Consider the following 12,253-nt stretch of genomic DNA (forward strand, 5'->3'; position numbering starts at 1 on the left):
TACGTAGTGGCGCTGTCGCAGTAACAACGCCCTACAGAGCCAATATGTCAGTACATTTGTGTTAGTGATGAAGGGTCTCCCTTCAAGGCGCTTATTCCTTCCAACTCCTCAGGGACAAGTTTGGCGAAACCACCATGCCTAGCCCCGACATTTACGTCACGCCAGATTTTTTCCAGAGGGCTATTTTTCTCTAAGGCAGAAGAACCTCGCAGCCACAACAAGGACTGGACAATATCAACACAACCTCGCATTATCTGAGTAGCCCGACCGCGAATCGCTACTCGCTCTTCACTTTCCAGCGCCCTGCCTTCTTGCGCTGCGCTATCAATAATTGAAGCGTTGTACTCTGCTGCGCGCACAAGCAAATCGAAGGTTGAACAGAGCCGTCCGATCTCATAACGTGCTGCACCAGAATCACTCATTGCTGTATAAGAGCTGCCAGCAACGGGAGCGTTAAATTCAGTGAGTACTAACTTGATGCCGCTCTCTGTTGCCCCCAATAGCGTGGCGGGAAGACAGTTCATCAATACACCAGTAAAGTAGCGTGCATAAGAACCCGCTCCTCGTCCTGAAATCGCATTCCCTGAAAGGACTGGTGCATATGCAACAGTGAAAGCCTCAGGAATAGCGATATCTCTTGCCTCCACGGTCACGCTTTGCGTTCCAACCAGACCAGTTGACTGCCAATCAGCTGTAACGGTCATTTGATTTGACGGAACAGTAACAACACGCACGTCTCCTGAGGGATCTACCGCGAGGCAAAAGAAATGTGAGGAACAGGGGTAACCTGACGCATATTTCCAGCTACCGTTCAAATACCACCCTTGACCATCGGTAGCAGGCTTAAGCTTTCCGGGACGGCCTAATACCATTGACAGCATGGCGTTTTCACGCATATCCGCACTCACTTCATCAGGCAGAGGAAAATTGGCGCGCATCGACCATGCGGAATTGGCAACACCTACAAGCCAGCCAAGAGAAGCATCCGTTTTCCCGAGCTCACGACATACAGCGACCACCTCACGTAGTGTGCCAGTTTCACGAAGATCACTTTCGTCAAGGATGCGCAATAATGGTGAACCCTTTAACACATCCTGAGCCCTCTGCTTCAGCGAATCCTGCTGTTCTTTTTCTGACCAGGAAGACTTCAAAATATCTACAGGATTTTGCCATCGTCTGAGTACATCGTTATTTTTAAGCAAGAGAAGCCCTCCATTTTTTTATTTTCTCTTCTGCCTGCGCACAAATCAGGTCAACAAACTCTGCTGACGTCGCAAGCATTTCCGGCATCTCAGGTGTGTTGAACATCCTCCAGAAGAAAGGCAAACTAGCTTTAGGGTCTTCAATGTTAAAGCCACAAGTGGCTCGCTTTTTTAATGCTTCACCATCATATTCCGGGCCAATAGCCTGGCGTTGCGCAGAAGTCGTTGCCCAGCCAGTACGGTAAGGTCCCGGCTGAATTACGCCAACCTGTATAGACGTTCCCTCAAGTTCATGACGCAGGGTTTGCCCCATCGCTTCAATCGCATGCTTGCTCATCTGATAAGCTCCCAGAAGAGGCCAGCACGCCACACCACTCATACTGGACACCAGTAGGATGCGGGCTTCATCCAACTGACGCATCAGTGGTAGCACTGGTTTAATAACATTGAGTGTCCCCTCAACATTGGTAGCGAACTGCTGTCGCAACTGTTCTGTAGAAAGGTCCTCAAGCGTGCCAAACTGGGCATAGCCGGCGGACGTTACTATCCGACTCGGGATACCGATATCCTGAACCAGTTGCGGTAATATTCGGGCCAGATACTCTTCATCTCGTACATCAGCGATACAAGGAATAAAATGTTCTGGGTAAAGGGCTGTCATCTCTTGTGCAGCGTCTGCCGAACGGGTAATTCCAATCACGCGATCCCCACGCTCACGAATAACAGATTCCGTCCAGCATCGGCCTAGTCCGTTTGAACATCCACTGATAAGCCAAGTATTCATTATTTGGATTCCTTAATAACAGATTGAACAATAGGATAAGTCCGTGATAACCAGGCACCCACACCCAGCAATCCGGCAATAATCAGGAAGCAGCCGAATGCAGCAAAAGCAACAGATGGAGAGCCAGAGGAAAATAAGGAATTTTCATTCGTCAAAGTTTTTGTTTCAGAGTTATGAAGCAGATAATCGAAAAGTATAGCTATGGCTACGCTACCCAATGCGCTCATCATCTGACGCACCACGTTAAAAAAAGCGGCTGCCCGCCCAAAATTGTTAAACGTTGCCCGGCTGAAAGCCTGATTAGCAAGGGGGGCAAAGGCCAAGCCCGTCCCTATGCCTGCTAGTGCCATAGCGGCAATAATAATGATAAAAGCTACATATTCACCGTAAGTCATCAATCCGGTAATACCAATAATCATGGTGGCAGCAGCGAAGCAGGACATCCCCCAACGAATCAGTGTTTCTGGAGCTGTCTTATCCGAGAAGTGCCCGGCAAATGGACCCACCAGTGCGTTTGCCAGAGCAATTGTCACCATGATGACGCTAATCGCTACAGGCCCAAAACCCATACGCAGCTCAATCAAATAAGCCAGCGGCAGGTAGAACGCTGTCAGGCCAAAGCCGAGTAAACCGGAAATCAAACATGTACGCAGGAAAGATCGATCCTGCCAGAGCACAGATGGCAAAAGATACTGCTTATGATTTTTCAATTCACCGCGCAGCATGAAAGCGACGAGCAAAATACCGGGTAATAATAAAAGCAGGCCTGTTGTCATTCCCTGCAAACCACCATTAAGAAGCTCTAACCCCAGAAGTATTGCAGCCAGCGCAACGCCCACTATGGCACTACTTAGCAATTCTTTAATTTTCACACCGTTACCCTGTGTGCCTGGAAGACAGATAACAGCAACTATCAGAGCAAGCAGAGCTGCGGGTATGTTAATCCACATAATCCATCGCCAGCCGGCTGTTTGCAGGAATATCTGGGTAACAACAGGTCCAGTTGCCGTTGCTACACCGGCAACAGCCCCCCAGATACCCAGTGCAGTACCACGCCCTCCTTGTGCAAAAATGATGGAAATAAAGGCCATGCTTTGCGGCGTTAAAAGTCCGGCTCCTACTCCCATCAGCGCACGACCCAGAATAACCTGTATCAGCGTTTGCCCTGAACCGCTGAGTAATGCACCAAGAGCAAGAATAATGAGCGCATAGTAAATCACCGCCTTGCGATTGAGCGCATCACCCAGTCGACCGCCAAACAATAGGAAACTGGCATAGGTAATTAAATAACTATTATTAACCCACGCCACCATTGCGGGCGTCACTTGGTATTCATTTATTAGAGAGGTATAAATCAAGGGCACTGTCGTGGTATCCATCATAATAATAAAGAAACCGAGACAGAGACCAAAAAGGCCATTTTCTTTCTCAAAATCAATCCACCAGAATAAAGAGACGATTATCGAACATTAAACACTACATGCCAGCAAGGTAAACGAGTAAAACCGGCTTCATCAGTCAATATTATTAAATTTTTCTTTTTACAGAAATCAGTAATTGCCTGAGCATTCCCCTTATATTCGACACGATTAACAAAACTAACATCCCACCCAGTATTTTCGGCATTGTGGCAGATTTCAGAGAGTTGTATAGCCAGTGGTACTGGCATACCATTTTTGGCAGGCGCAAACGTTATAATATGCATTTTAGTACCTTCATGCGCCAAGCGACGCATCTCCTGAAAATACGTCAAACGTTCATCAGAAGGAAGTGCGTGATAGAGAGCAGAATCAAGTATAATATCGAATTGTTCATTCAACCCTGTATTACAGGCACTGGCAATTAGAAATCGAACATCACCCATCTCTTTTTGTTTGCATTTTTCAATCGCCGCAGATGAACTGTCCAGCGCTGTAACCTGAAAACCTCTTTGCGCAGCTGCATGAGCATTAAGTCCCAGACCACAACCAACATCAAGAAGCCTGCCAGCATTTTCATTATCGAAAATATCACACACTGCAGGTTGCGCCTGACCAATATCCCAAGGCACAACGTTTATCTCAGCACTATCAATTAATGTCTTACCCTGATATACGCCCTGAAAATCGGCTTTATCATATTCGTTATGATGACTACTTTTCATAATTAGCACCTGAATAAAATTAGAAATAAATTTGAATGTAAAAATTAATTCACTCGGCTATGCTCACCCTCAGGATCCTTTACGCAGTATCCCCGAGTTCTCATCAGAAACTCGGCCAGATAACCATCGTGGGGAACATCTGGATGCATCCACACAGTTGGCACCTGTCCGATGTAAAAATTTTTAACACTAGGCACGTTTGCGACCGCATCAATCAAATGTTTATTAATCGATGCCACGGTGACCACCAACGCAGGCGCAAGAAAATCTAAATCATCTCCCTCTTTAAAGGAGGAGAAAGTCACTGCTGCCACAGGCAACTCCAGTTGGACCAGAGGATCATTGAATGCGGATGCCTGCATAACAAGTGGCGTCACTTGATATGTGTTTCGGGCAGATTTAAAAACCTGTGGCGTTTCAACCAATACCGAGGAGTAATGCTCTACCTGGTCGCACCACCAGCTATAGCGCTGTGGTGATAAATGAGTAAGCCACTCTGCACGCTGATTTGGATCTTTAATTTTCTTGGACAGAAAATCGCAGAATGCACGAGCTAAAGCTTCGGCATCCCCTTCTACAAGAACACTACTTGCACAAACACAGGCTGCACCACCCAATCCTGCAACAGAAGCAAATATCAGTTCTAATCCCTTTTCTTGAGGATAATCAGCACCAATAACAATTTTCGAACGTCCAGGCCCCTGAATCAGAATATCGTTGCGATCAGCAAAACGGGCAGTTATCGCATCACCGCCATAAATAAGACTTAAATCAGCAGCATCAATTAGTGTTTCTACCACCTCATACTCACAGGGCAACAGGGCCACATAATCCTGCAATCCCGCAGCAACCATTGCCGCTACCACACGCTGTGCAGTTAACGGTTCACGTTCCGACGGTCGAAGCACAACTCGATAGCCCAGCGCTATCGCCTGTGGCCATAGGGCATGAACACCAGTTCCGTTACCCGGGGCTATTACAGCAAGCACGTCACCACGTCTGACGCTTTGTGCGCAGAAGTAACTGTCTGTAGCCTGACTTTCCTGCAGGGGAACGCCATAAGGAATGCCCTTTAAAGCGAATGCCAGCGCATGAGAGATAGACTGTGCAATTTTATCGCTGGCATTCTCCACAACCATTCGCGGTAAACCCGTAAGAGCGCAAACTTCCGTGTTATATTCCGTAAGACTCATGCCACAGAGCACCGAACCTGCAAATAATTCTCCGGCCTGTTGCAGTGCTCTTTGTCGGGTAGCGCGATCCAGTACAGGGCTCTTTCTTAGATGTGCAATTACGTAGTTTACAAATACGCCAGGGGACTGCTCCAGTAAAGCTATAGGCTGCTCATATATGTTTATTACCTCTCGCTGACGCAAAAAACGCGGTGAGCGTAACGGCGTCATAGCAGAAATAACCGGCAGTTCATCGGCATTTACATGAGGGTAGGTTTGCGTAATGTGTGGCATCAGTAAACCCCTTCAATAACCTTACGTCCTTCGCTGGTTTTCAATGGTGCAATATCAGCCAACCGGTCCCCCGAAAAACCAGACACTCCTGGTAGTCTGACGGCAGTGTCCCGTTCCACCACACGTGGATAAAAAGCCCAAGGTGAAAGATGAGTAACAATCACGTTTCCACGTTCACCATAATCGACAGTTTGAGCAGTGATACTGTCGACAACGTCATAGGTAATAAAAGGAGAGAAACTGTCATAAACAACTTGTTTGCTTTCAGACGTAATCAGTAAAGAGCGAGATACGCCCAATGCTGAAGTACTGCCATAACTGGCACTGAATTCACAGTCAGGCAGAATTTCACTCGCTATGAATTTAATTTCATCTAGGTTGAGCTCAGTTCCTCCAAGTGTGATCTGCGCGAGAGATTGTTTCATTTGTAACACAACTTCTGGACGTTTAAGCAACTCGCGAAGCACTGGTGGAGTGGTAACCAGAAACCGAATATCCTGATTGATAAGGGTGTTCTGGACCTGGTCAACAAGATGATGTGTGTACCTGCGAACAGTTGCCGTATCTCCCTCATTCAGACAACGTTTTACCCAGCGAGGATCTATATCGATCGAAAAAAACATCCCACCCAAACGCACTGCTCGCTCTTTATTTATGGCACCGACAATGTGAGGCCCAGTGGGGATAGCTGCAAGCGTATTACCTGCCGGACGGCACGGCCGATGCTGATAACCTGACATTCGCCAGGAAATGAGCGCCTCTATCCAATCATCGTAAGCCACAACATATTTCGGAGCTCCTGTTGTGCCCCCACTTTCATAAACCTGAGGGTGCAAGTCCAGAGGTAGGCCTCGCGGCACTAAATTAGCTACGGGTTCCTGGCGCAGGCAGTGGGAGATATCACTAAATTGCCTCAAGTCGTTAAGCGTTTTAACCGAGTTGATTGGGTCAAAGTTCAGTTGCTCGCGCATCCTCAACCAAAAAGGACTGCCAGTTTCTTTTGAGAAGTGCCAGCGCATTAATGCCTGAACAAAGCTATCAGTGTCGTTTATCTGGGCTGCCTTCATAACAGCATCTATTTCAAGGCTGTAATCTTTCATGCTTCCACCCCAGTTCACTGCGTGTGTATAACAGACGTTTATGGATTCGAGAGGACGATGCTGACCAAAACTCATAGGTGTCAAAAGCCAGCGCCCATACTACAAAACGTTCAGGACGTTGCAGCTTTCCACAACCCATTCCAGCTATCGTCGCTTGCAGAGCAGGAAGGTCGTTTAATGGTTCACTTTGATGGGATGCAACGGAGACAGGATCATATGCAGAAGCCCGGCTGTACCAGATTTGATCGGCGATATCATCTGACAGCAGTTTTGCGTTACCCGTTAAGTTCATCTGCCGCCCCAGCTCACGCCAGTAAATATGGCAGGAGACCGCTTTGTTGGCGCACATATCGAGACTCTTACGACTGCCGAGATGAGTAGCGCACCACAGAACTTCGCCATTCATCCAGACTGGAAAGATGGTGCGCATTGAAATCATACCAGCGTCACTTCGGGTCGCGAGGGTCCATGCATCAGGTTCACGTACATTTTTCTGATGCGCCAGTTGCACCCAGTTATGTAAAAGTTCATAAGGCACCGCAGGCGGTGCGTCATATTGCGGAAAAGGGAGATCCATTATTCCGGTTAGCGATTCGAGTTTTTTCACTTTTCATACCTAAAACAGCACATTCAAATTAAGCGAGTCATTTTCCGTGTTGCTCAGCCAGGCCCTGCAATCGGAAAACAAGGTAACCTGCCCAGAAAGTTCGACATGAGAAACAATTTCATTTTCTTGTCTGATTTCGCCATACATCACGCAGCGGCGGTTAAGCAAAATTCCCTGCTCAATCATGAGTTGCTCGTTAGCTTTTAACTGTCCGTGCTTCATCAGGTGAAGTGCTATTGGCCCGACAACTGAGCCGGTACCAGCATCTTCTTTTACCCCATAAGCTGGTGAGAACATGCGGTTTTCCGCCTGAAATCCACACCAGGCGAAACAGTTCACTGCAAGATTTTCAAATTCGGCCAGCGCCTGATGGTCTGGCCGTAGCGCACGTAAGGTTTCAACACTGTCGACGGAAACCAGTACATGCCTAGCTCCTGCATCGTACATTTCCACAGGAAACACACTCTGTTTCAGCCCCAGCGCCTTAAGCAGACGCTTTTCTTCATTAAAAGGAACCGTTCTTGCTGGAGGAACATTGATTCTCACCGTGCTGAGTGTTTCGTTATGGTGCTTAACTGAAATGCTGACGGCGCCAAGAGCAGTATGAAATACAAATTGATCCAGACCATGGCGCCGTGAAAATGCACTGGCGGTTCCCATTAACGGATGACCAGCAAAGGGCAATTCATTAACAGGCGTAAAAATTCGCACGCGAGCCTGACCATCAGCAGTCTTTTCGCTGATAAAAGTACTTTCAGAAAGCTGGAGTTGACGTGCAATCGCCTGCATGACTGCATCAGAAAGCTTTTCTGTATCATGAAAAACGCCCACCGGATTTCCTTCGAGAGGAGAATGTGTGAAAGCATTTAGTACCGTGTAATCAACCTGACATCCTTCCATTAAGAAGCAATTCCTGAATAATTTTTTTGGAAAAGAGGAGCGACAAAGCTTTCGAGCAGTGCTTGTCCGTTTAAAGTGAGTACCGATTCGAGGTGAAACTGTACTGACGAAAATGAAGGAGATCGCAGCGCATGAACTTCCCCATTTTCCATATCGCTGTAAACCTCTATACCTCTTTGGCGCATTTGAGATTGTGTAACAGCATTAACACGGGCACAGAATGTGTTGTAAAAACCGGTAGTTTCCAGGTTCCCGTCCAGACAGATTTTTTTCTGTACTCCCTGGTTGGGGGGGGAAAGGGGTATAATTGGTAAGCCAAGTTGCAGACAAAGCAATTGATGACTCAGGCAAACAGCAAAGAAAGGCTGGCCGGTCACTCTCATTCTCGTAATGGCTTCGCGCATTGCATTAACTCTGAAGTCATTAACATCGAGTGGATTTCCCGGGCCCGGCCCAGCTACGATTAAATCCCAACCCTGTAGATCAATACCGCTACAGACTTTTTCCACATGAGCAAGAGCGCCTAGTGAAGAAAAAAGTGTTTTAAACATGGCAGTAAAAGCATCATGACCATCGAGAATAAGTATTTTTTTGTCAGCGAAGCAATATTGTCGATGGTAGCGCTGCTCAGGTTCACTCAACCAGAACTGCGAGATCCTGTTATTACGCTCCTTCATCAAAGAGCGAACTCTCGGATTATCACTCAGCTCTAATCCCGCGAGGCTGGCAGGTGTCACTTTCTGTTTGGCGGGCAAACTATCTTGCGTCAGTGCAACATAAAGCGACTGTGCTTTACTGCGAGTTTCTTTCGCTTCATCCAAAGGGATGGAGTCGCGGACTATCGTTGCCCCGACACCAATCTCCACTTTTCCATCAACAGTAATTTCAGCCGTACGAATGCAAATAGCCGAGTCCAGACGAGGGTTATCATTTGTACCGTCAACCAGAGCGACCACGCCGCTATAATATCTGCGCCCCTCTGGCTCATATCGGGCAATGACCTGACAGGCATTTTGCACCGGGCTACCAATGACCGTTGGTGCTGGTAACGTTTCAATCAATATATCTGCAATACTGGCTTGCGTTTTTCCTTTCAGAACATATTCGGTATGAATAACCTGACTTAGCTGTTTGAGACGCAAATCACTCACCTGCGCTCCACGTTCACACAGCCCGGACATTACTTTCAGTTCCTCATCCACCACCATGTAAAGCTCATTAGTTTCTTTCTGATTGTTGAGAAATTCAATCAGAGCTTCGATTGTGTCGCCCTGCTCGGGATAACGTAAAGTCCCGCTGATAGGGTTCATACACATCTCACCGTTATTCAGTGATGCATGTAATTCTGGAGATACACCAATGAAAACCTCATCGCCAGTATTAATTAAAAAACACCAATACACGGAGGATTCAGTCTGTAAAAGGCGGCGATAAAGGCTCAGAAGTTGTTCAGGATAATAATCTACAATCGAAGTACGTAGCTTACGATGAAGGACGAAGTTTGAACCTGCTCCCTGCCCTATTTCCTGTTCGATTAACTGACTAATACGTTGCCCAAACTGAGTATCATCAAGATTAAAGTGAGTGTTCGTGACCGAGATAGGCAAATCTGGCAGCCTATTAATTGCTTCCGACAACGGCAACCATTGACGGGAAATAATTGGCATGCGAAGAATCGGTGTTTCATCATTGATAGCATGGTAGCCACGTTTCGCCACCTGACAAAACGGAACAACTAAAAGTTTACCGTGATGACTATCTGCGCTAAGAGCTTTGTCAAGAGAATGCGTCTTTTCGCAAGTAAGTTGTAAAATTTCAATTTTGTCCAACGAAACTGCGGGCCGATAAAGTAAAGCATACGGTTTTTGTGGCTGTGACAGAATCTGCGTTAGGAAATCAGACATTATTTATCACCCCGTCCGCTGAGATTATTTTGGCGCAATTATCAGCAAGATAGTTGATTGCCTGCTGATGCCCTGCTAGTGAAAAATCCGCGACTGCATCGGCTACAACAAAGGGTTTAATATCTTGCGTAAAAGCTTCAATAGCGGTCGCAGATATTCCTACTGACGCATAAATCCCTGTAATGATCAGGGAGTCACGCTGGTCCTTTTTTAACATTTCGGCCAGAGGAGAACGATAAAAAGCACTGTATCGCCATTTAGTTAAAACTGTGTCATCGGGGGAAGGAGCAAGCTCAGTAATAATCCTCCGCTCATCCTCAGTCGTCCTCATTCCTGGGCCCCATAAATCATTCAGCAAGCCGCGCTGCTCCAGAGTCATTCCACCTGGCTGCGCACTATAAAATACCGGTATATGATTTATCCTTGCCCACTTTAGTATCAGTGAAATTGAATGAATAACCGTGTCGATAGGTTCGCTCGGCAGGGCGTTAACAAAGTAACGCTGCATATCGTGAACTAGTAACGCACAGCGCTGCGGTTCTATATTCCACGTTAGAGGTTGATCACCAGGTATGATGAGATCAAGTGAACTATAAGACTCAGACTTTAATGTTCTGTACATCAGATAACTCTGCCATTTTAGAAAAAAGACTTTTATTATGCGCACTAAAGGAATTTATTGAGCATTGAAATTCGCATAGATATGCCTTACAAAAAACTCAGCATCAGTGCAGACATTGAAATGCTTACAATAATTAGCAGGGAATACCCTCACGCTTGATACGTGGAACCTCTACACCTAAAGATTTCAATTGAGTAACAGGATTCATAAATTCGCGATTCCTGACAATCAGGCCATCACGTAACTCAAATGAATGAATGAAGTGGTTTTCATAATAACTTTCAGGATATCCGGGGAAACGAATCAAACCTCGACCGTCACACTCAACCCAAACATGGTCGGGATTGTCGGTAGTAAATATCTTAATATTATACCACTCCCAGTCAGGGAAACATTCAAGAGACCATTTTGCGTGTTTTTCTAAATTTTTAATACCACATATAATTATAGGTTCGCCGGTCTCAGTGGTCCACAGACCGCCTTCACCATCTTCAACAAATAACTCATGCCTTTTAAGGCGAGCATTTCCGCGAGTTGATGACAAATACTGCGAGACTGTTTTACGGTTAATTTCACGAGCACGATTCGCATCTTCATCAGACAGATACATAAATAAAACCTCATTTTATTAAACCAACTCAAAGCCCCATGATTTAAGATGTTTCAATTAAGTTAACAGAGAGGGGGTAAAAGTGCTAATTTTTTAACATTCAAAATTAAGACAGTCAACTTAAGTAATATATTTTTTATTGAAAAATAAGTTACCACTCAGTAGATGAATAATCATTACACTGATAATCATCAGGTAATTAATAATATAATTCATTTAAAAAACTCTGGATTATTAGAAACAACGCATACCACAAATAGCGAGAAAACACTATTTAAGAAACATCAATGATTATTATTACCTAATAGTTTTCAACTATATTCAGAAAAGCCCCGACAAAAATACAATTACTGTAAAAGCATTGCGTAAATACTGTTAAACGATTAAGGTAAAGTAATGAATTAAAGTTTTAATGGAAAAATTTGTTTCGCTTAGTATACAAAAGGAGGAGTCATGACTAATTTAGCCAGCCCTGCAATAACCCCAAACTTGCAATTGGTTTACGTCTCAGATGTTGAGCGCTCAACTGATTTTTACAGATTTATTTTTAAGAAAGAACCGGTATTCGTAACCCCCCGTTATGTTGCCTTCCCATCGTCTGGCGATGCTCTTTTTGCTATCTGGTCAGGCGGAGAAGAGCCCGAGGCGGGTATTCCACGCTTTTCTGAAATCGGCATTATGCTGCCAACAGGAGGAGACGTAGACAAGCTTTTCACTGAATGGATAAGCCAAAAAACCAATGAAATCAATGTCTTAAAAGAACCTTACACCGACGTATTCGGCCGTACTTTTTTGATTAGTGATCCGGATGGGCATATTATTCGGGTTTGCCCACTGGATTAGGCTTACTCTTAATATTTAACGGCGAATTATTACCTTATAATGGTAAGAGTTTGTTGTAAACTATGACCGTTA

At 45.6% G+C, this 12,253-nt stretch carries 12 protein-coding genes; 1 reads left to right on the plus strand and 11 read right to left on the minus strand.

Annotated features, from left to right (window positions below):
• Window positions 1-47 precede the first annotated feature (47 nt).
• From NAL19_RS12315 to NAL19_RS12365, 11 genes are all read right to left on the minus strand, one after another.
• Complete coding sequence (locus NAL19_RS12315) at window positions 48-1,202, minus strand: hypothetical protein (protein ID WP_263057496.1); 1,155 nt, start codon at window positions 1,200-1,202, stop codon at window positions 48-50.
• The gene (locus NAL19_RS12320; protein ID WP_263057497.1) at window positions 1,195-1,986 is read right to left on the minus strand and encodes an SDR family oxidoreductase; all 792 of its coding nucleotides are present in this window, start codon (window positions 1,984-1,986) and stop codon (window positions 1,195-1,197) included. Before NAL19_RS12320 ends, NAL19_RS12315 begins: the two co-directional genes overlap by 8 nt.
• Window positions 1,986-3,449 carry an MFS transporter gene (locus tag NAL19_RS12325; protein ID WP_317630324.1) on the minus strand — a complete coding sequence of 488 codons (1,464 nt, stop codon included), beginning with the start codon at window positions 3,447-3,449 and terminating at the stop codon, window positions 1,986-1,988. The genes NAL19_RS12320 and NAL19_RS12325 overlap by 1 nt, the downstream gene beginning before the upstream one ends.
• Window positions 3,446-4,129, minus strand: coding sequence for an SAM-dependent methyltransferase (locus tag NAL19_RS12330; RefSeq protein WP_263057498.1), 684 nt, complete (start codon window positions 4,127-4,129; stop codon window positions 3,446-3,448). Before NAL19_RS12330 ends, NAL19_RS12325 begins: the two co-directional genes overlap by 4 nt.
• Before the next feature lie 44 nt (window positions 4,130-4,173).
• On the minus strand, window positions 4,174-5,595 hold the full coding sequence (locus NAL19_RS12335; protein WP_263057499.1) for an aldehyde dehydrogenase family protein: 1,422 nt from the start codon (window positions 5,593-5,595) through the stop codon (window positions 4,174-4,176).
• Window positions 5,595-6,695, minus strand: a complete 1,101-nt coding sequence (locus NAL19_RS12340; protein ID WP_263057500.1) for a phenazine antibiotic biosynthesis protein — start codon at window positions 6,693-6,695, stop codon at window positions 5,595-5,597. The genes NAL19_RS12335 and NAL19_RS12340 overlap by 1 nt, the downstream gene beginning before the upstream one ends.
• The gene (locus NAL19_RS12345; RefSeq protein ID WP_263057501.1) at window positions 6,676-7,302 is read right to left on the minus strand and encodes a pyridoxine 5'-phosphate oxidase C-terminal domain-containing protein; all 627 of its coding nucleotides are present in this window, start codon (window positions 7,300-7,302) and stop codon (window positions 6,676-6,678) included. Before NAL19_RS12345 ends, NAL19_RS12340 begins: the two co-directional genes overlap by 20 nt.
• Window positions 7,303-7,311: 9 nt before the next feature.
• Complete coding sequence (locus NAL19_RS12350; RefSeq protein WP_263057502.1) at window positions 7,312-8,202, minus strand: PhzF family phenazine biosynthesis protein; 891 nt, start codon at window positions 8,200-8,202, stop codon at window positions 7,312-7,314.
• Entirely contained in the window at window positions 8,202-10,106 is a 1,905-nt protein-coding gene (locus tag NAL19_RS12355) for an anthranilate synthase family protein (protein ID WP_263057503.1), read from the minus strand. Before NAL19_RS12355 ends, NAL19_RS12350 begins: the two co-directional genes overlap by 1 nt.
• Window positions 10,099-10,728, minus strand: a complete 630-nt coding sequence (locus NAL19_RS12360; protein WP_263057504.1) for an isochorismatase family protein — start codon at window positions 10,726-10,728, stop codon at window positions 10,099-10,101. The genes NAL19_RS12355 and NAL19_RS12360 overlap by 8 nt, the downstream gene beginning before the upstream one ends.
• 133 nt (window positions 10,729-10,861) lie before the next feature.
• A complete protein-coding gene (locus NAL19_RS12365; protein WP_263057505.1) occupies window positions 10,862-11,338 on the minus strand; it encodes a phenazine biosynthesis protein in 477 nt (158 codons plus the stop codon).
• A gap of 453 nt (window positions 11,339-11,791) precedes the next feature.
• On the opposite strand from NAL19_RS12365, the gene NAL19_RS12370 reads away from it, so the two are divergent.
• Window positions 11,792-12,181, plus strand: a complete 390-nt coding sequence (locus NAL19_RS12370; RefSeq protein WP_263057506.1) for a VOC family protein — start codon at window positions 11,792-11,794, stop codon at window positions 12,179-12,181.
• The last annotated feature ends 72 nt before the right edge of the window (window positions 12,182-12,253 follow it).

This window comes from Pectobacterium sp. F1-1 (assembly GCF_025643735.1).
Taxonomy (GTDB): domain Bacteria; phylum Pseudomonadota; class Gammaproteobacteria; order Enterobacterales; family Enterobacteriaceae; genus Pectobacterium; species Pectobacterium colocasium.

What these genes read in the sequence shown, in the direction of transcription:
- NAL19_RS12320 (WP_263057497.1), bottom strand. Translation starts at nt 1,986, where the DNA reads ATGAATACTTGGCTTATCAGTGGATGTTCAAACGGACTAGGCCGATGC.
- NAL19_RS12330 (WP_263057498.1), bottom strand. Translation starts at nt 4,129, where the DNA reads ATGAAAAGTAGTCATCATAACGAATATGATAAAGCCGATTTTCAGGGC.
- NAL19_RS12335 (WP_263057499.1), bottom strand. Translation starts at nt 5,595, where the DNA reads ATGCCACACATTACGCAAACCTACCCTCATGTAAATGCCGATGAACTG.
- NAL19_RS12340 (WP_263057500.1), bottom strand. Translation starts at nt 6,695, where the DNA reads ATGAAAGATTACAGCCTTGAAATAGATGCTGTTATGAAGGCAGCCCAG.
- NAL19_RS12350 (WP_263057502.1), bottom strand. Translation starts at nt 8,202, where the DNA reads ATGGAAGGATGTCAGGTTGATTACACGGTACTAAATGCTTTCACACAT.
- NAL19_RS12355 (WP_263057503.1), bottom strand. Translation starts at nt 10,106, where the DNA reads ATGTCTGATTTCCTAACGCAGATTCTGTCACAGCCACAAAAACCGTAT.
- NAL19_RS12360 (WP_263057504.1), bottom strand. Translation starts at nt 10,728, where the DNA reads ATGTACAGAACATTAAAGTCTGAGTCTTATAGTTCACTTGATCTCATC.
- NAL19_RS12365 (WP_263057505.1), bottom strand. Translation starts at nt 11,338, where the DNA reads ATGTATCTGTCTGATGAAGATGCGAATCGTGCTCGTGAAATTAACCGT.
- NAL19_RS12370 (WP_263057506.1), top strand. Translation starts at nt 11,792, where the DNA reads ATGACTAATTTAGCCAGCCCTGCAATAACCCCAAACTTGCAATTGGTT.